The organism is Mesorhizobium sp. USDA 4132, from assembly GCF_056279545.1.
In genome coordinates, this window is sequence record NZ_JBWCCP010000002.1 from 575,049 (window position 1) to 593,306 (window position 18,258).

At 60.4% G+C, this 18,258-nt stretch carries 14 protein-coding genes and 2 pseudogenes; 12 read left to right on the forward strand and 4 right to left on the reverse strand.

Annotated elements, in window-relative coordinates; all coding sequences use genetic code 11:
- Positions 1-13: 13 nt before the first annotated feature.
- Together ACZ9IU_RS25370 and ACZ9IU_RS25375 are read right to left on the reverse strand one after the other, a co-directional pair.
- Positions 14-1,642 (reverse strand): ShlB/FhaC/HecB family hemolysin secretion/activation protein, encoded by a 1,629-nt coding sequence (locus tag ACZ9IU_RS25370; protein WP_040125283.1) that lies wholly within the window; start codon positions 1,640-1,642, stop codon positions 14-16.
- A gap of 470 nt (positions 1,643-2,112) precedes the next feature.
- The gene (locus ACZ9IU_RS25375) at positions 2,113-2,640 is read right to left on the reverse strand and encodes a DUF4238 domain-containing protein (RefSeq protein ID WP_157885330.1); all 528 of its coding nucleotides are present in this window, start codon (positions 2,638-2,640) and stop codon (positions 2,113-2,115) included.
- Positions 2,641-3,131: 491 nt separating this feature from the next.
- On the opposite strand from ACZ9IU_RS25375, the gene ACZ9IU_RS25380 reads away from it, so the two are divergent.
- From ACZ9IU_RS25380 to ACZ9IU_RS25390, 3 genes are all read left to right on the forward strand, one after another.
- Positions 3,132-3,404, forward strand: a complete 273-nt coding sequence (locus ACZ9IU_RS25380; protein ID WP_157885329.1) for a hypothetical protein — start codon at positions 3,132-3,134, stop codon at positions 3,402-3,404.
- A 243-nt stretch (positions 3,405-3,647) separates the two neighbouring features.
- Positions 3,648-4,841 carry an XRE family transcriptional regulator gene (locus tag ACZ9IU_RS25385; protein ID WP_040125280.1) on the forward strand — a complete coding sequence of 398 codons (1,194 nt, stop codon included), beginning with the start codon at positions 3,648-3,650 and terminating at the stop codon, positions 4,839-4,841.
- A 9-nt stretch (positions 4,842-4,850) separates the two neighbouring features.
- Positions 4,851-5,345 (forward strand): DUF4411 family protein, encoded by a 495-nt coding sequence (locus ACZ9IU_RS25390; RefSeq protein WP_040125278.1) that lies wholly within the window; start codon positions 4,851-4,853, stop codon positions 5,343-5,345.
- A 115-nt stretch (positions 5,346-5,460) separates the two neighbouring features.
- On the opposite strand, the gene ACZ9IU_RS25395 is transcribed toward ACZ9IU_RS25390, so the two are convergent.
- Positions 5,461-6,381, reverse strand: coding sequence for a LysR family transcriptional regulator (locus tag ACZ9IU_RS25395; RefSeq protein ID WP_040125276.1), 921 nt, complete (start codon positions 6,379-6,381; stop codon positions 5,461-5,463).
- 278 nt (positions 6,382-6,659) lie between these two features.
- On the opposite strand from ACZ9IU_RS25395, the gene ACZ9IU_RS25400 reads away from it, so the two are divergent.
- From ACZ9IU_RS25400 to ACZ9IU_RS25440, 9 genes and pseudogenes are all read left to right on the forward strand, one after another.
- Positions 6,660-8,039 (forward strand): MmgE/PrpD family protein, encoded by a 1,380-nt coding sequence (locus tag ACZ9IU_RS25400; protein WP_157885328.1) that lies wholly within the window; start codon positions 6,660-6,662, stop codon positions 8,037-8,039.
- 80 nt (positions 8,040-8,119) lie between these two features.
- Positions 8,120-9,700 carry an ABC transporter substrate-binding protein gene (locus tag ACZ9IU_RS25405; RefSeq protein ID WP_040125865.1) on the forward strand — a complete coding sequence of 527 codons (1,581 nt, stop codon included), beginning with the start codon at positions 8,120-8,122 and terminating at the stop codon, positions 9,698-9,700.
- A 63-nt stretch (positions 9,701-9,763) separates the two neighbouring features.
- Positions 9,764-10,738: an ABC transporter permease gene (locus ACZ9IU_RS25410; RefSeq protein WP_040125273.1), complete on the forward strand. Its 975-nt coding sequence runs from the start codon at positions 9,764-9,766 to the stop codon at positions 10,736-10,738.
- Positions 10,738-11,652, forward strand: a complete 915-nt coding sequence (locus tag ACZ9IU_RS25415) for an ABC transporter permease (RefSeq protein WP_040125271.1) — start codon at positions 10,738-10,740, stop codon at positions 11,650-11,652. Before ACZ9IU_RS25410 ends, ACZ9IU_RS25415 begins: the two co-directional genes overlap by 1 nt.
- A complete protein-coding gene (locus tag ACZ9IU_RS25420; protein WP_477482359.1) occupies positions 11,652-12,653 on the forward strand; it encodes an ABC transporter ATP-binding protein in 1,002 nt (333 codons plus the stop codon). The genes ACZ9IU_RS25415 and ACZ9IU_RS25420 overlap by 1 nt, the downstream gene beginning before the upstream one ends.
- An 8-nt stretch (positions 12,654-12,661) precedes the next feature.
- Positions 12,662-13,678, forward strand: coding sequence for an ABC transporter ATP-binding protein (locus ACZ9IU_RS25425; protein WP_040125863.1), 1,017 nt, complete (start codon positions 12,662-12,664; stop codon positions 13,676-13,678).
- 2 nt (positions 13,679-13,680) lie between these two features.
- Complete coding sequence (locus ACZ9IU_RS25430; protein ID WP_040125270.1) at positions 13,681-14,928, forward strand: M20/M25/M40 family metallo-hydrolase; 1,248 nt, start codon at positions 13,681-13,683, stop codon at positions 14,926-14,928.
- A 16-nt stretch (positions 14,929-14,944) separates the two neighbouring features.
- Positions 14,945-16,405, forward strand: a complete 1,461-nt coding sequence (locus ACZ9IU_RS25435; protein ID WP_051900579.1) for a M20 family metallopeptidase — start codon at positions 14,945-14,947, stop codon at positions 16,403-16,405.
- A 706-nt stretch (positions 16,406-17,111) separates the two neighbouring features.
- A pseudogene (locus ACZ9IU_RS25440) lies at positions 17,112-17,400 on the forward strand (IS6 family transposase); the annotation flags it as partial.
- On the opposite strand, the pseudogene ACZ9IU_RS25445 reads toward ACZ9IU_RS25440, so the two are convergent.
- Positions 17,397-18,233, reverse strand: a pseudogene (locus tag ACZ9IU_RS25445) (IS110 family RNA-guided transposase); the annotation flags it as partial. The pseudogenes ACZ9IU_RS25440 and ACZ9IU_RS25445 sit on opposite strands and share 4 nt — an antisense overlap.
- Between the last annotated feature and the right edge of the window lie 25 nt (positions 18,234-18,258).

Consider the following 18,258-nt stretch of genomic DNA (forward strand, 5'->3'; position numbering starts at 1 on the left):
ATCGTCGCCCCGATCAGTATTTGAGGATCCAACTTGCCGTTATCCGGGTGCCATCATTGCCGGGCAGGGAGGCGTGCGCCCGGCCCACTTCGATCGTGGCGAGCGACATAATTCCGGTCTCGGCGGGGTCGAAATTGAAGCGAAGGCCGACGCCGAATGACGTCGCCGTCAGACGGGATGCCTCGACCGCAGTCGGGGCATCAATCTTTCCGAGCCCGGTAGCGCCGAAGAGATAGGGCGCAGCAGTCACGGTCGAACCCATATCGGCCAGGCTGAACACGTGACCAAGCTCGCCTCGCAAACTGATGCCGCTGTCGACCGAGAGAGTTCCCGCGTCGAATGCCGACAGCGCGTCGTCACCTTGCAGCGAAAACTGGCCCGCGCCGGGCATCGGGCCGGAGATCGCCTGTTGCGCGTGCAGGATCGCCGCACCGGTGAAATCACCCGGCAGCAGCTGCTCATACCTGAGGCTCGCCTCGATCTTGGTATAATCGGGGCGCGAACCTTGCCGTGACAGCGGAATGCCCGATGCGGCGGCATCGGCTGCTGTCCGCGCGCCGAACCAGTCGGTGCCCTGCGTGACTAGGATGCTGCCGGAGACAGTCGCACTCCAGTCGAGACTGCGCGATCCCTCAAGGCCGGCGGTGAAGACGCGCAGGCGATCGAGGCTCGTCATCACTCCGAAATCAGGGGCCGTCTGTTTCTCGTCGGTGATCTCGAACGAGCCGGTCACCGTGAGTGTCGTCTTGCGCGTCTTGATGAGCGGATAGTGCGAGCGCAACGCCCAGTGATCGAGTACGCCGGTGGTCCGCACGGCGGCCGGCCCCAGCACAGGATTGGTGACCGAGCGGGCGTATTCCGGATTGATCGTCCAGCCGTCGACACCGATTGGCAGGATGACGCCGGCCGCGGCGATCTGGCGGGATGGCGCGCCTGAAAACACGGTATCGGGGTCCGGCCCAGGGATCAGCGAGCCATAAATCGTCTCGCCGAAGCCGAAAACGCTGTTGAGCGAAACCGTTACGGGAAACTCGACGCCGCGGTAGAGATTGCCGATCTTGTTGTCGACGCCGATCGAGGCCGAGACCGGACGCCAGTCCGCCTGAACCAACAGCTTCGCCCCGCCGACCCTCTCGCCGCGCATGACGGCGCTCGCCAGCCGCACGCCCGGCACTTCACCTGCCAGCAACAGCCGCCGCTCGATCTCGCCGATCGTCAGGCCGCGCGCCCCGATGAGCGACGCGACGCGGTCGCGCACGACATCGCGCACGCGCTCCGGTACGGCTGAAACGTCGATGGACTCGATGAAGCCGTCGAGCACGATAAGCTTGAGCCCACCACCATTGACCAATGTCTGCGGCGGGACGATCACACGGGCCAGAACGAGGCCTGCGCGAGCATAGGCCGCCTCGATCTCCGTTGCCGCCGCATAGAGCGTCTTGACGCTGACCGTCTTGCCCTTGATCCGGGCGAGCACGGTGTCGGTCTCCGATTTCAGCTGCGGCAGGCCGCCTTCGACCGAAGACGAGGCGATTAAGACGGTAAATGTTTCAGCGCCGGCCGGCACATTGCCCGGCTCGGTCGCCCCGAGCGTCAGCCCGCCGCTCGGATGTGGCTGAGCCGGCGCGAAGGATTTCGGCATGACATGGCTCGGATCCGTCGATTGGGCGAACGCGGGCGATCCGGTGCAGACGACAGCTGCCCAAAACGCGATCCACCCTCTACACGACATCATCGATCGCTCTCTCGGCGTGAACTGATAATCCACATAGGCTGATTCGCACATCCTTCTCGAGGGCCTGCGGCCTCAAACTTGAAATCCTGTTGATGAGCAGCGCGCCGTTGTATTTTTGCCCCAATTGCTTGTCGGCCGCGGTGCGGCGGCGAATAAGCGCGTTTGTTGATTTGATTGGTTACCTGCGTTCCTGCACTGTATTTGACGTCCGCTTAGTCGAGACGGGTCCGCTTAGGGATAACGCCGGGAAGCCGAGCCTCGGCTTCGTGACGCAAGACATTGAGCCACTTCGGCAGATGGATATTGATATTCCCTCATATGGCACTCTACGCCAACGGAAGTGTTCCGAGCGTCACAATCCCCGACGATCCAAAAAATCATATCTTCCGAAGCTTATCAGAGGCTGAAGTGTTGATATCGTCACAGATTGGGGGGCCACCTTCTCGAGCCTGCCGGATCGAGTCATGGTATCGGTCCTTGTCCCGCAACGACATCCGCATCATGCCTGAAGCTATTTTGATGTGGAGGTCTTCCAGCATCGACCGGAAGCGCGGGTTGCGGACAGCCACGTTCCCCATCAGCAGCATGACGGATGTGAAGTGGTCGCCCGTCGGGAAGCTTTTCGTCTCGATCACTTCAGCCAGTCGCGGGGCGATCTCGCCTTCGATCTCTGCCATGCCGTCTTCGACATGGTTCGGATCGAAGCCCTCGGCCTCGATGCGGAGGAAATTCCGACGGGCACCGATGTTTCGGAACAGTGTCCGGAAAGACCTCTTTGTCGACTGATCGAACACGAAGACCTGTGCCTTCCACTTATCGGCCGCGTCGCTGAAGCTCCGGAGGTAGAACTGGGGAATGAAGTGGTGATTTACGGTATCTGACATTACTGCCCGCAGTGTTTGCAAAACCCTCGTGGGCTGCCACGGGACTAATTAGCATCTCGGCTCATTGTGCGACGAGCGGCTTATGCTGAGACCGACGTTCAATTTTATCAAGTGAATAATTATCAATAGCTTAGAAAATCCAGAGGCTCACGTCTAGGCCGATTTAACGCCTGCTAGAACCGCATCTTCATCGAAGGAGGCGCGCTGCACGGAGGGAAGTTCGGTCTTCGGAGAGATCCCTGCAGCAGGTCGAAATATTGCGCCCAGGCGAACTTGTTGACGATGTCGGCGGGCCGCTCAAAAGTGTAGATCTCTATGCCATCGATGTTGCCGGTCGCTTGGTAGCGTGCTTTGGCAACCGGGGTGACGTAGAGCCGAATCGCGTATCTGATGTTGTTCAGAAACTCAGCGATCGTGCTGGGAGGCCAGTGTCGATGACGGCCTTCAGGAAGAGCTGTTCCATAGCCTCAACCATTCATATAACTTCGCGAAACACTCATCGGCCGGCATGAGTGTTAAAACAGCTTCCCCGTCGACCACATCGTGATAAACATCTGGACCGCAGTTCACAGCTACAAGGTCTCTTTGGCAACATCAGCCCGGAGATGAAGGTTTTTTACGGGATCGTTCAGTCTTGGCGGGTTCAATGGTGGGAAGGCGAATCGGATTTCGAGGAGAGGCTCCTGGTCGCCCACCGCTTTCCCCTGGTCGGCGCCTCGCGTGAGCTGTTTTGTGAATTCGGCCGCGAATTGCTTCAGAAAACTTGGAATGCCCAAAGCCTGTGAAGTTAGTAGCGGCGTTGAAGATCGCCTCTTCAGAAGTTGCCACTGGAATGACACGAGCCAAATCGTAGCGTTTTTCCCCCGCATTTTTTGAAGGTCGGAAGGGGTCTGGGCATGAGAGGAATTCGCGAGATTGCTGTTCAGCGCTGTATTCCATAGATGTGCCCCACTCCATGCCTATATCTTTCGTAACGATTGCATGATCAAGTCAAACGAATTATCGGCCTGTCCGAACAGAGGTGAAAGGTGCCAAACGTCAATCCATTGATCCTGCGATGGGCGCGCGAGACCGCGGGGCTCAGTGTAGAAGATGCTGCCGACAAGCTCGGTATCGGCGATGCTCGCGGTGTTGCGGGCAGCGAGCGCCTTGCCATGCTTGAAGACGGCCAGGTTGAGCCGACCCGTCCGCAGTTGATCAAGATGTCCACACAATACCGGCGCCCGCTACTCACCTTCTATCTTGCCGATCCGCCGGTAGCCGCGGCGCGCGGAGAGGATTTCCGGACTCTTCCCGATGAATATGCGCGGCGCGATGCAGCGCTGGTAGATACGCTGTTGCGCGAAGTTCGGGCTCGTCAGGAAATGGTGCGCTCATTGCTCGAGAGCGAGGAAGAGGCCGAACTACTCGATTTCGTGGCATCTTATGACATTCGCCGCGGACCGGAAGGTCTGGCCACGGTGATCAGCGAGCGTCTGGGTTTCAGCCTCCAGTCTTTCCGATCCGGCAATGGTCGAGGCACGTCCAAAGGGTTTGCCTATCTGCGCGAACGCGCAGAGGCCGTAGGGATTTTCGTGCTGTTGATCGGCAATCTGGGAAGTCACCACAGCGCTCTCAATGTCGAGCTGTTCAGAGGTTTCGCGCTTTCCGACAAGGTCGCACCCTTCGTTGTGATCAACGACCAGGACAGCGAGCGGGCTTGGTCGTTCACTTTGCTGCACGAACTTGCCCATATCTGGCTCGGCCAGACAGGTGTGAGTGGCGGCCGACCGACATCGGCTATCGAAACCTTCTGCAATGATGTGGCGGGGCGTATTCTGCTGCCTTCGGCCGAGATCGCCGGCGAGCTCGCGTTGCGCGGAGCGCGCCAGGACGTCGTGATTGCGCGTATCGGCGAAATCGCGGAGCTACGACAGATCAGCCATTCGATGGTCGCCTACAAGCTCTACCGCGAAGGGATCATCGACCAAGCCATGTGGTCGTCTGTGACGGCTGTCTTCCGGCAGCAGTGGCTGAATAATAAGGCAGCTCAAAGAGCACGCGCGCGTGAAAACGACGGTGGGCCGAGCTACTATCTCGTTCGTCGCCACAGGCTTGGCAATCGCCTTCTGAGCCTTTCGAAACGGATGCTTGCAGACGGAGCCCTGTCGCCTTCCAAGGCGGCGGCGATCCTCGGCGTGAAACCGAACAACGTCTTCTCGCTGACCGACGGCGTGGCTTAAGAGGGCGGTGTGCATCTTCTCGACGCGAACGTTCTCATTACGGCGCATAATCTTTACTACCCGATTCAGCGCGTTCCCGAGTTCTGGGATTGGCTCGTCCATATGGGCGAGACCAGCGCGCTGAAAATCCCGGTCGAAATCCTCGAGGAGATCACCGAAGGTTCGGAACTGGGGCAATGGTTGAATGAGGGGGATAATTATGACGCCCTCAAGCTGGATCAGGATGTCGAACCGGCTCTCGTGCAGACAGTCATCGAAAAATATGCGCCCGACCTCAACGACGCCGAGATTATCGAGGTCGGTCGCGATCCATTCCTGATTGCCCATGCCCTGGCACATCGTGCTGACCGGATCGTCGTGACGGTCGAGGCGTCCAAGCCGAGTACCAAACGGGCAAATCGCAGGATACCGGATGTCTGCAACGATCTCGAAGTGCGCTGGTGCAGCAGCTTCCAAATGCTGACGGATTTGAATTTCAGGACCGGCTGGCGTTCGCAGCTCTGAGCGCAAATAAGAGGAGATATTCGGCCATTCGCGGTAATCGTCGAATCTCCAAGAAAGTGTTGTGGATTCAGCTATTTGAAGGTCTTGTGGATAGTGGCCGTAGGTTCGATTCCTTTCAAGGCGGGAGATGGTCTTGTCCGGGTGATTTTGCGCAAAGTGCTTCCAGTTCCTTGGCGAATGACATCACCACGGGCCGCAAAACGCTCCGGCGCCGGTAGGCTATGCCGATATTGCGGGTCCACGTCCGGCTGTCGAGTTTCAGGGCCACGAACTGCGCGTCGCGTCCCTGCACGAACACGCTTGTTCGGGTGAGATAGCTGAGCCATTTCGAGCCGGCGATCATCGACATCTGGAAGGTCGACGACGTTGTTTCGCAGATTGCAAGAGGGCGGGGAAGCTGCGCGGTAGCAAACAGGGCCTCGAGCGCCAACCGGTCCGGTTCAGGCCGGGCAGGGATCACCCAGCGATATTCCATCAGGTCGGCAAGGCTCACTTTGGGAAGCTTCACCAACTCATGATCGCGGTCAGCGACGATGTCGACTGGAATTTCAAGCAAATTGAGAAACTCGACCTCTTCGGAAATCTCTTTCGGCCGGGCCATCACGGCGATGTCGATGGCCCCGTTGAGCAGGGAAGCGTAAAGCGCTGAGCTGAGTTCCTCGTTGAGTGAAACATCGACTTCCGGCTGGGCTTTAAGAAATCGCTTGATGGCGGTCGGTACGATTTCCCGCATTGCGGTCGTGACCGCACCGATGCGCAGCCGGCCTCGACGGGCACCGCGCATGGCGTCCAATTCGTTCCGCGCCTCGTCCGTCAGGGAGAGCACGAGCTCTCCATATTCGATCAGCCGCAGACCATAATCAGTTGGTTTGACGCCCCAGGGTCCACGATCCAGGAGGCGAACACCCAAGGACTCTTCCAGCGCGCGAATGCTCTTGCTGAGCGCGGGCTGTGTCACATTCAATCTCTCGGCTGCGACCCCGAAGCTGGCGTAACGCGCCACCAGAACCAGATTCCTCAGCTGTCTCAGATCCACTGTTTCTCCGATCGCATGTCCAATAACTTTCGGTTATCAAGGGAGCTTCTGCCATCGCCTCTGCTCTCCCCGGCGGCAGCTTTTTGTCTCTGTCCGATCCCGCGACGCGAGCTTCAAAGCCCCTCCGCGGCTATTCTATTATAACTAAAATTCATCATGGGCGACTAGTTAGTTTCTTGCCGATGCCTGTCCCTTTGGCCATCATCGACCGCAATAACCGGCAACAATGTCGGGTGGGAACGACGATGCACTCGGTGACGGCGCAAAGAGCCTCTCAAATGGGCGACGAAGGAAAACCAGCATTTCGGGCATTGTCCGAATGGGCCGCCGGCGCTTGCCATTTCGGTTCGTCTGCCTACCTCCGCGGTGAAGACGCGTTCGCGGATATCTCTGCGTGTATGATCGCCGGGATGAATGACGTTTCCACTGTTTCCGTCATCAACGCGGTGGCCGAAGGTGGCTTGGGGCAATGCTTCGCGTTCGGAGCGCCTGCCCGGGTGAGCGCGCCCTGGGCGGCCCTGATCAACGGAACCGCGGCGCATGCGCTCGATTTCGACGACAATTTCGCGCCCGCTTTTACTCATGCGACGGCGGTCCTCGCTCCCGCGCTTTTATCTCTGGTGAATGATTGCAGGGTCGATGGGAGTGCGCTGATCGATGCATTCATCGTCGGGTTGGAGCTCCAGGGGCGCATTGGCCGGCTGATGCAGCCTGCCCACTATGAGCGCGGCTGGCATTCGACCTCGACGATCGGAGCTATCGGCGCCGCCGGTGCTTGCGCCCGGCTGCTTGGGGCTATGCCGGATCAGGTGCTTGCCGCAATGAGCGCGGCAACGAGCATGGCAGCAGGTTCGAAGCTGCAGTTCGGTTCGATGATGAAGCCGATCCATGCAGGGCTTGCCGCGAAGAATGCCGTTCTTGCGGCCCGGTTCGCCATGGCTGGTATCGTCGCAAATCACGACCCTCTTGCCGGCGACTGGGGTTTCGCGGCGCTGACCGGGGCGGGCAACATCGATGCCGAAGTCATGATCGAGGGTCTCGGTGAGGCGCTGGAAATCGAGGCGAGCGGATTGTTCGCAAAGCGATTCCCCTGCTGCGGGGCAGCCCATCGTAGCGTCGATGCCTTGGAAATCCTGCAGAGAGAGCCGGGGTTTTCGCCAGAGGCGATCGACCGGATCGAGACGTCTCTGCCCGAGATGGCAAAACGGAACCTTCGCTTCGACCGTCCCGCCGATGAAATGGAAGCGCGGTTCAGCGGCACCTATTGCATGGCGCGAATGCTGGTCGACGGAGCGCTGGAACTCAAGCACTTCACGCCGGAAAGCGTCAGGGATGAGCGGATTGTCGCGTGGCTGCCTCGCATCCGCCTGATCGCTTACGACAATGCTCTGATGGTCGATGGCGCGAATTTCGAGGCGACCACACGGGTCTATCTGAAGGACGGCGGGGTCATGGAGGCGACGGTCAGCCATCCGAAAGGTTCGCCGGAGAACCCGCTGAACGAGGACGATCTGCTGGCAAAATTTCAGACCTGCTGCGCCTGGAGTGGTCACGCGGCAGCGGCGGAGCCGCTTTTCAAACTTACGAGATCGTTGGGAGCGGCAATCGACGTCGGTGAAGTCATGACCGGCGTCGAAACCACCCTTCGTATCCAATAACCGGCCCATCCGGGCCCATCGGTAAAAGGGAACGTCTTCGAAGAAATAAAAAACCGAAGACAGAAAATGGAGTGGAAATCATGAATTTCGTGACAACCGGGCTGGCCACTTCGGCAGCTTTCCTGTTGGCGGGCGCATTGTCTCTTTCTGCGGCGGATCTGAAGATCGGTGTCAAATCGGAACCGTCTTCGCTCGATCCGCAGTTCCACGTTCTCGTGCCGAACGTGCAAGTGACCTTCGCCATGTTCGATCCGCTTGTGATGATGGACGCGAAACTGGTGCCGCAGCCTGCACTGGCCGAGAGCTGGAAGCCGACCAGCGACACGGTTTGGGAATTCGCGTTGCGGAAGGATGCAAAGTTCTCCGACGGCTCGCCGCTGACCGCCGATGACGTGGTTTTCACGTTCGACCGGATCCCGAAGGTTCCGAACAGCCCGACGGCTTTCACGCTGTTCACCCGCCAGATCGCCAAGGTGGAAGCAGCGGATGCGCACACGGTGCGCATTACTACCAAACAGCCCTATCCGCTGCTGGTCACCGACATTGCCAACCTGCCGATCCTTTCGAAGGCAGCTGCATCCGGCCCGGCTCCGGAAGGCAAAACGACCGTCGAGTTCAACCGCGGCGAAGGACTTGTCGGCACCGGCCCGTTCAAGTTCGTTTCCTGGCAAAAGGGCGCGGATCTGGTTCTGGAGCGCAATCCGAACTATTGGGGCAAGCCGGCAACATGGGACAGGGTGATCTATCGCCCGATGACCAATCCGGCGGCCCGCGCTGCGGCCCTCCTGTCCGGCGACATTGACATGATGGAAGACCCGCCGACGACGGACCTGGAGCAGTTCAAGGCGAACCCCAGGCTCTCGGTCGCGGAAGCTCCCGGTACCCGTATCGTCTATATCGCTCTCGACCAGAAGGGCGAACCAAGCCCCGGCATCCCCGGCCAGGGCAACAAGAACCCGTTGATGGACAAGCGGGTCCGCGAAGCGCTTTCGCTTTCCATCGATCGCAAGGCGATCGCCGAACGGGTGATGGGCGGCGTCGCCGTCGCAACAGGCGACCTGCTGCCCGAGCCGATGTTCGGCGCGGTCAAGGCGCGGCAGGCCGCACCGGTAGTCGACACTGCCAAGGCCAAGGCCCTGCTCGCCGAAGCAGGCTATCCAAACGGCTTCCAGATCACGCTTGGCACTCCGAACGGCCGCTACGTCAACGACGCCCGCGTCGCCCAGACGATTGCCGCCATGTGGACGCGTGCCGGCGTCAAAGCCGAAGTTGCAGCCGCCGCTCCGCCGGTGTTCTTCAAGAGCCGCGACAATTTCGAATACAGCGCCTATCTCGCCGCCTGGGGAAATTCCACTGGGGAGATGTCCACGACGCTGCGGTCACTGGTCGGAACCCGTGAGCCGTCCAAGGGGTCGGGCACGTCGAACGGCGGGCGTTATTCCAATCCGGACCTCGATGCGCTTCTCGACAAGGCATCCGCCACGATGGACGACAAAGCCCGCAAAGAGCTGCTGCAGAAGGCCGACGAGATGGTTCTGTCCGACTACGGCATCATTCCGGTACATTTCGAAGTGCCGGTCTGGGCGCTGCGCAAGGGCCTGAGCTACGCTGCTCGCGCCGATCAGTATACCCTGCCTCAGGACGTCACGTCCGCGAAGTAATCAAGTTTCCGGCCTGCTTCGCGATGCGCAGCAGACCGGAACACGCGAAAGAAGGACAGGCGAGTGCCCGTTTTTATCATCAACCGACTGTTTCAGGCGCTCGGCGTGATCCTTGTCATGTCGGTCCTGGTCTTCGTCGGCCTTTACCTGATCGGTGATCCGACTTCGATGCTGGTCAGCCCCGAGGCAACGGAGATCGAACGGCAGGCGCTGCGCAAGGCGCTTGGCCTCGATCAATCGATATGGGTTCAATACCTGACGTTTCTTGGAAATGCCGCGCAGGGTGATTTCGGTCGCAGCTTTCTCACCGGTCAGCCGGCGCTGCAACTGATCATCGAGCGCATGCCCGCCACCGTCGAACTCGTGATCGTTGCCATGACATTTTCCGTCGTCGTCGGCGTTCCCCTGGGAATACTGGCCGGGTTGCGGCCGAAGGCGCCGTCCAGCAAGGCGATCATGACGGGCTCGATTCTCGGCTTCAGCCTGCCGAATTTCTGGATCGGCCTCATGCTGATCATGCTGTTTGCGGTCTATCTCGGTGTCCTGCCGGCCTCGGCACGTGGAGAAACCGTCAATGTCGGTCCGGTCGCACTCAGCATATTGACGATCGATGGCTGGCAGCATCTGGCGCTGCCGGCGCTCACGCTCGGCTTGGCCAAGGCCGCGCTGATGATCCGCGTCACTCGAGCGGCCACCCGCGAAATCCTGCCGATGGATTACATCAAATTCGCCCGCGCCAAAGGTCTGCGCCCCTCTCGCATTCTCAACGTCCACCTGCTGAAGAACATCCTCATCCCGATCATCACTGTCGCAGGTTTGGAATTCGGCCAGGCGATCGCGTTTGCGGTCGTCACCGAGAGCGTCTTCTCCTGGCCCGGAATGGGCAAGCTGCTGATCGATTCCATCATCACCCTCGATCGCCCCGTGGTCGTCGCCTACCTCATCATGATGGTGTTTTTCCTGGTGATCCTGAACCTCGTCGTCGACATTCTCTACATGGCGATCGATCCGAGTGCCCGCGAAAAGGTGCGCGACTGATGAGCACGCCAACCACCGTTTTACCCACGACAACCGTCGAGGATTCGCCTTTCCACCGCTTTGTGGTCCAGTTCAGGGAAAACAAACTAGCTGTGGCCGGACTGATCCTGATGATCCTGCTTGCCATTCCAGCCTTTGCGGCGCCGTGGATCGCGCCTCAAAACCCTTACGATATCGGTGCGCTTGATATTCTGGATTCGCAGATGTCGCCCGGCAGCGTCGCCGAGGTCAGCGGCATCACCTACTGGCTGGGTACGGACAGCCAGGCCCGTGACGTGCTCTCCGCCGTTCTCTACGGCATGCGGACGAGCCTGCTGGTTGCCTTCCTGTCCGTCACGGTTTCACTTCTGATCGGCTCGACGGTCGGCCTTTGCGCTGCCTATTTCGGCGGCTGGCTGGACGCCCTGTTGATGCGCATCGTCGATATCCAGCTTTCCTTTCCGGCGATCCTCGTGGCGCTGGTGATGCTTTCGGTCCTCGGCCAGGGGCTGGACAAGGTGATCATCGCGCTCATCATCGTGCAATGGGCTTATTTTGCCCGGACCGTGCGCGGCACCGCCCTTGTGGAGCGCAATCGCGAATACATTCTCGCGGCCCGCTGTCTTTCCCTCGGTTGGCGGCGCATCATCGCCCGGCACCTGTTGCCGAACTGTCTTCCGCCACTGATCGTCATCGCAACGATCGATCTTGCGAACGCCATTGCGCTGGAGGCGACCCTTTCCTTCCTCGGCGTCGGTGTTCCGGTCACGCAGCCGTCGCTCGGCATGCTGATCGCCAACGGTTTCGAATTCATGCTGTCCGGTCAGTATTGGATTTCGTTCTTTCCGGGTATCGCGCTCGCTCTCGGGATCGTCGGTATCAATCTCGTGGGCGATCACCTTCGCGACATTCTCAATCCGAGGAATGCCCTGTGATGGACGTTAACGGCATGCAAGCAGCGCTGACGGCCAAACAGAAGCCGCTGCTCTCGATCAAGGGGCTGAAAACTCATTTCGCCACGAGGGCAGGCGTCGTGAAAGCGGTCGACGGGGTCGATATCGAACTCGGTCGCGGTGAAATCCTCGGGCTTGTCGGCGAGTCCGGTTCCGGCAAGTCGATCACCGGTTTCTCCATTCTGGGTCTGATCGATCCGCCCGGCCGTATCGTAGACGGGAGCATCGACTATGACGGTTCCGATCTGGTCTTGATGGGCGAGGAGGCACGCCGGCAACTGCGCGGCAACGACATCGCGATGATCTTCCAGGATCCGTCGATGACGCTCAATCCGGTCCTGCGCATCGACACGCAGCTGATCGAAACGGTCCAGGCGCATGCGCAGGTCAGCACGGCCGAAGCCCGGCGGCGGGCCAGGGATGTGCTCGTGCAGGTCGGCATTCCATCTCCCGATGAACGCCTGAAAGCCTATCCATACGAGCTTTCCGGCGGCATGCGGCAGCGTATCGCCATTGCCATCGCGCTCATCAACAAGCCGAAGCTCATCATCGCGGATGAGCCGACGACCGCGCTCGACGTGTCGATCCAGGGCCAGATCATCTATGAGGTGAAGCAGCTTTGCCGCAAGACTGGCACCGCGCTTATCTGGATCACCCACGACCTCGCTGTCGTTGCCGGTCTCGCCGACCGTATCTCGGTCATGTATGCCGGCCGCATCGTCGAGACGGGTACGACTGCCGACGTAATCAAGAGGCCTTTGCACCCCTACACGCAAGGGCTGATCGATTCCGTCCCATCGCATGCCACGCGTGGCCACCGACTTCACCAGATCAAGGGCATGACCCCGTCGCTGCTCAACCTGCCACAGGGCTGCGCCTTTCGCGAACGATGCGAAAGGGCGACACCCGAATGTCTGGTCGCACCCGAACCGACGCTGTTGCCGGGCGGAAAATCGGTGCGTTGCTGGAACCCAGCCTTATGAGACAGGACATGACGACAGAAAAAAACCAGCAGGAACCGATGCTGGAACTACGTTCCCTCGCCAAGACGTTCACGAAGCCGGTCGGCGTGGCCGGGCATATCGCCAACCTCTTTGGCGCCAGGGTCAAGAGGATCGACGTGCGCGCCGTCGCAGGCATCGATCTTTTCATCGGAAGGGGAGAGGTCGTCGGGATCGTCGGCGAGTCAGGCTGTGGCAAGTCCACCGTGGCCCGGATGATCGCCGGCATCAGCAGTATCAGCGCCGGCACCATCAGCTACAAAGGGGTTTCGTCCTCGGCGATGACGCCCGAGCAGCGTCGGGATTTTGCGCTCAGCGTCCAGATGATCTTTCAGGACCCGTTCGCCTCGCTCAATCCGCGCATGCGCGTGGTCGATATCATCGGTGAAGCACCAGTCGCCCACGGGTTGATCCGCAAGGCCGAGCAGCGGGCCTACGTCGTCGACCTGATGGAGAAGGTCGGACTTTCCGGCGCCTATGCCAGCCGTTACCCGCACCAGTTTTCCGGCGGGCAGCGGCAGCGCATCGGCATTGCCCGTGCTCTTGCGGTCAAGCCATCGTTGATTATCTGCGATGAGGCGGTCGCCGCGCTCGACGTATCGATCCAGGCGCAGGTGCTGAACCTCTTCATGGATCTGCGCGACGAGCTAGACCTGACCTATCTGTTCATTTCGCACAATCTGGGCGTCGTCGAACATATCTCCGACCGGGTGGTCATCATGTATCTCGGCCGCGTGGTGGAAATCGCGCCGACCGAGGCGCTGTTTTCCACGCCCAATCATCCCTATACGCGGCTGCTGCTGGAACAGTTGCCGGTGCTCGAAGCCGCCGAGCGCGACTACAAACCGATCCAGGGCGAGCTGCCGTCGCCGCTCGATCCTCCGTCGGGTTGTCCGTTCCATCCGCGCTGCCCGAGCGCGACGGATCGCTGCAGGCGAGATGTTCCCGAACTCAAAGCGATTGGCCCTAGACGCCTTTCGGCCTGTCATCTCAACCAAGCGGCCTGACCATGCAAACCTTTAAAACCACCTCGCTCGCCGGACACACTGCGATCCCGACGCTCCTCGCCAGCGCGTCTTTCAGGGCTGCAACGAACTCTCTCTCACAGACGCATGAGCGTTTCATCAGCGAGCTCGTGACGCTCACCGAAATTCCGGCGCCTCCCTTCAAGGAAGAGGTCCGCGGGCAGGCATACCGGGGCATGCTGGAAGCGGCCGGTCTGGAGGACGTCGCGATCGATTCCATCGGCAATGTCACGGGACTTCGCCGGGGCAAGGCTTTCGGAGGGCGCATGATCGCGGTTTCGGCTCATCTCGATACCGTGTTTCCCGAGGGGACGGATGTTACCGTCCGGCGCGAAGGCTTTCGTCTGTCCGCCCCGGGCGTCGGCGACAACACCCGTGGCCTCGCCACTATCCTGGCCTATCTCCGCGCACTCGATGCTGCCGGAATAGAGACTCGGGACGACATTCTCGTCTTGGCGAGTGTTGGCGAGGAAGGCGAGGGCGATCTGCGTGGCATGCGGCACTTCTTTGCCAACAGCAGCTATCGCAACCGCATTGCGGCTCTCATATGCCTCGACGGCCCGACGCCCGCCAATACCGTCGTTTCCGCAGGAACGGGATCGAAGCGCTACCGGGTGACGTTCCGAGGGCCAGGTGGCCATAGCTTTGCTGACCATGGCATCGTCAATCCGATGATTGCGGCCGCCCGCGCGGTTGTCGAACTGGGGCGTCTTTCCCTGCCGGATGATCCGAAGACGACGTGCAGTTCCACCGTGATCAAAGGCGGCAGTTCCGTCAATGCAATCCCCTCGGAAGTTTCGCTGATGGTGGATCTGCGTTCCAATTCGGCGTCGCAGCTGGCGGATCTTGATACCCGCTTTCGCGATATCGTGCTGCAGTCGTGTCACGTCGAGAACGACAGCCGCTCGATCGACAAGGGCGCAATTGCAGTCGAGATCGTCTTGATTGGTGATCGGCCTGCCGGCGTCACCGCCGAGGGTGAGTTGACACAGTCCGCGGCCGCCGCCATCGCAGCGATTGGGCAGACGCCGGTGTTCAGCTCGTTTTCGACGGATGCCAATGTCGCCATGAGCCTCGGCGTTCCAGCCGTTACCTTTTCGTGGGGAGGGAAGGGTGGCGACGCCCATACGCTGAACGAGTGGACGGACGTGGATCCGGCGACGACCCTTCCGGAAATGTCTGTGGGACTGGCCGTGATGCTCGCCTGCGCAGGCGCCGATATTCTGAAGTGATCAGGGAATAACCGATATGCGGGACGACAAGGCTGAAGCGACATGGCGCAATGACGTTCTCGACGCCGACCATATTTCACGCTGCGCCGACGCCAAGGCTCAGGCCTTCATCGATCTCAGCGATCGCGTCTGGGGTACGCCGGAGCTGCGTTTCGAGGAATTCCGCTCGGTCGAGGAGCATATTGCCGCCATGGAAGCTGAAGGCTTCCGCGTCACCCGCGGCATTGCGGGAATGAAGACCGCCTTCGTGGCCGAGGCTGGTCAAGGTGAGGTCGCGATCGGGTTCCTTGGAGAGTTCGATGCTCTGGCCGGGCTTTCCCAGGAAGCCGGCATCACGGAGCAGCGGGCTGCCGAGCCGGGCGCCAATGGCCACGGATGCCATCACAATCTCCTGGGGGCGGCTTCCCTTCTTGCGGCGGTCGCCCTGCGTGACGCCTTGGCCGAAAGCGGTGTGAAGGCACGGGTCCGGTATTATGGCTGCCCTGCCGAAGAGGGGGGATCGGGCAAGACATACATGGTGCGCGCAGGCGCATTTGATGATCTTGATGCCGCCGTCTGCTGGCACCCTTGCGTCTACAACGCCGTCATGTCCTCTTCAACTCTTGCCAATATCCAGGCCTATTTCCGCTTCAGCGGTCGTGCGGCGCATGCTGCGATGAGCCCGCAGGTCGGTCGCAGCGCTCTCGACGCGGTCGAGCTGATGAATGTCGGCATCAACTATATGCGCGAGCACATGCCCTCGGATGCCCGTGTGCATTATGCGATTACCCAGACCGGCGGCATTTCTCCCAATGTCGTCCAGGCTTCCGCAGAAGGTCTCTACCTGGTCCGTGCGCCAAGGCTAAGCGATGTCCGCAACCTTTTCGAGCGGGTGCGCAAGATCGCCGAGGGTGCTGCGCTCATGACCGAGACGAAGGTCGAGATGGTGTTCGACCGCGCCACTTCAAATATCCTCCCCAACCGTACCCTGGAGGAGGCGATGCATGAGCAGTTTACGAGGCTGGGTGCCCCCGATTTCGATAATACAGACTTCGATTTTGCTGACAGGTTACGCGCCGCCGCATTGACGGATGACGACGTCCGAGCGAGCGCTGAAGCCTTCGGCGGGCCGACCGACTATCCGAAATCCCTGCATGATGGTATTCTGCCGCTGCCGGCACAGCCCGGCCTGCTCTTTGGTTCGACGGATGTGGGTGATGTGAGCTGGGTCGTCCCCACCGCGCAGTGCCTGACGGCGACCGCGGCGATCGGCACGCCGTTCCATGCCTGGCAGACCGTGACGCAAGGCAAGCTGCCAGCTGCCCATAAGGCCATGGTCACGGCCGCCAAGGTGATGGCGGCAACCGGTGCAAGGGCGATTGCCGATCCGGAATTGCTGTCGCGCGCCAAGAAAGAATTGCACGGACGGCGCGGTGGCCGGGCGTATCAGAGCCCGCTCCCGGAAGGCAGCGAGCCGCCAACCGGAGCCGGGAGATAGCCAGTTCGAACAAAGACGGGGCTCACCCGGGGGCTCGGCAGCTGGTCGATCTCAAGCCTTGCCGAGCGCAAGGCCATTCAGGCCGCCGACCGGCCGCGGCGACGAGTTCGCGCACGTTCACCGGGACTCCGGATCCCCACGAACGGCTGAGTGTCCGCGCTTCGGCGGCAGACAAGAAGATGCGTTCGACCTCGTCATCCCTTCGCTGCCCGGCTATGGAACGTACCGTGCGTGGGGCTGTAGTTGATGTCGGGTTTTCCTTGCCAAGCTGCGAGGCTGGGAGCACGTCAATCTTGTAGTGGCCTTTTGGTGCGCTTGGGCGAAGCGGGAGGTGTCAGCCGCAGCCTAAAATGTTGAAAGCAACGCTATGACTGTTGCCAGCGTGACGATGCTGAAAAGGTGCTTGCTATGACCATCGATCCGGTTGCCGCGTAGTCAAGGCGATAATGCACGCTAAAGAGAATGCCGAAAAAAAACTACGGCACAGCGGAGATCAGGATGGTAATCTTCGCCGTCTCGGGGGAGATCGACAACGCAAATATGACTGCCGCAGCCAAGATGGGTCGACCAATATCGGCAAGCCCCGTCGCGGCGGCCACCTTCCAAGGGTGATGTCAGGTTAACTGCAGCTGAAAGATATAGCGGCTATCTGGCTGTCATGAACCAGAACCCTGTCAGCTACTAACGGCATCGTTTTCCACCTGCTGTGATCGCCCATGTGGGTCTGGCTCTACTTCCGATTTCCGTTAAGCCTGCGCCTGGTGGAGGAAATGCTATTGGAGCGCGGCGTCATCGTTTCCTATGAGACAGTCCGTTGTTGGGCGAAGAAATTCGGCTCGAACTATGCCGGTCGCTTGCGTCGGAAGCCGCCAAGCCCGAGCGACATCTGGCATCTGGACGAGGTGGTTGTGACGATCGGTGGCCGGAAACACTGGCTCTGGCGCCTGGTTGATCAGGACGGCTACGTTCTCGACGAGATCGTCCAGACCCGCCGCACGCTCACATCGCCGATCTTCGAGATGCGGCTGCTATAGTCGGTCTCACCCGATTGATACTTCTTCGGCGTCAATCCGAAATGCGGCCCCACCGCTCGGGATGATCGGAAACGCTCGGGAGCGTCGACGGCCGACACGAATGTCAGTGCTACAGGACACCAACGCCGGGTGTCGTCATCAGCCGCCGTGCGTTATCGTCTTGACGGGCGATGGCACGCAGCTTGCGCTCAACCCTGCAAATTCGTCCGCGAGCGCATCGCGCACCTTCAACAGCGACGCGGCAATCGCCTCCAGTGTCGGATGACCTTCAATAAGCTCGCGGATCCGTGCCGCATAGGTGCGCCGCGTCGCCGGCCCGGCTTGAGGCCAAAGCCGCGCAGAATGCCCCGGATGCTCATCTCGATGTCGTGGAGCCTGCCCCGGATGAGCATGCGGGCGGTCAGCAGGGCACGCACCTCCTGGGCCGGAACAGATTTGCAGTGGACCGATCTGAACCAACCAAGCCGCATCAACTGCGCGATGCCCCGTGCATCCTTCTTGTCGGTCTTCACAGGCATCGTCTTGAAGGCCGCACGCACGTGTCGTGTCTCGATCAGTTCGACCGCCAGACCCCTTCGCCATCCCGGCATGGAGCCATTGCGACAAGGGACCGGCCTCCAGACCGATTCGTTCCATTGCCACGCCGTGATTGGCAAACCAGGCGATCAGCGCATCGGGCTCGCTCAGCACCTTTGCTTCACGCACGATGCGTCACGCACGATGCGGCCATCCGCATCCACCACGCACACACTTGAATATTCCAACGGGACATCGATTCCGGCATGCTGTTTCATGGTCGCCTCTCCGTGATGTTATGCA

Excerpts from the sequence above, each read along its gene's own strand:
- ACZ9IU_RS25370 (WP_040125283.1), bottom strand. The coding sequence starts at position 1,642 with ATGCCGAAATCCTTCGCGCCGGCTCAGCCACATCCGAGCGGCGGGCTG.
- ACZ9IU_RS25400 (WP_157885328.1), top strand. The coding sequence starts at position 6,660 with ATGGGCGACGAAGGAAAACCAGCATTTCGGGCATTGTCCGAATGGGCC.
- ACZ9IU_RS25405 (WP_040125865.1), top strand. The coding sequence starts at position 8,120 with ATGAATTTCGTGACAACCGGGCTGGCCACTTCGGCAGCTTTCCTGTTG.
- ACZ9IU_RS25415 (WP_040125271.1), top strand. The coding sequence starts at position 10,738 with ATGAGCACGCCAACCACCGTTTTACCCACGACAACCGTCGAGGATTCG.
- ACZ9IU_RS25420 (WP_477482359.1), top strand. The coding sequence starts at position 11,652 with ATGGACGTTAACGGCATGCAAGCAGCGCTGACGGCCAAACAGAAGCCG.
- ACZ9IU_RS25425 (WP_040125863.1), top strand. The coding sequence starts at position 12,662 with ATGACGACAGAAAAAAACCAGCAGGAACCGATGCTGGAACTACGTTCC.
- ACZ9IU_RS25430 (WP_040125270.1), top strand. The coding sequence starts at position 13,681 with ATGCAAACCTTTAAAACCACCTCGCTCGCCGGACACACTGCGATCCCG.
- ACZ9IU_RS25435 (WP_051900579.1), top strand. The coding sequence starts at position 14,945 with ATGCGGGACGACAAGGCTGAAGCGACATGGCGCAATGACGTTCTCGAC.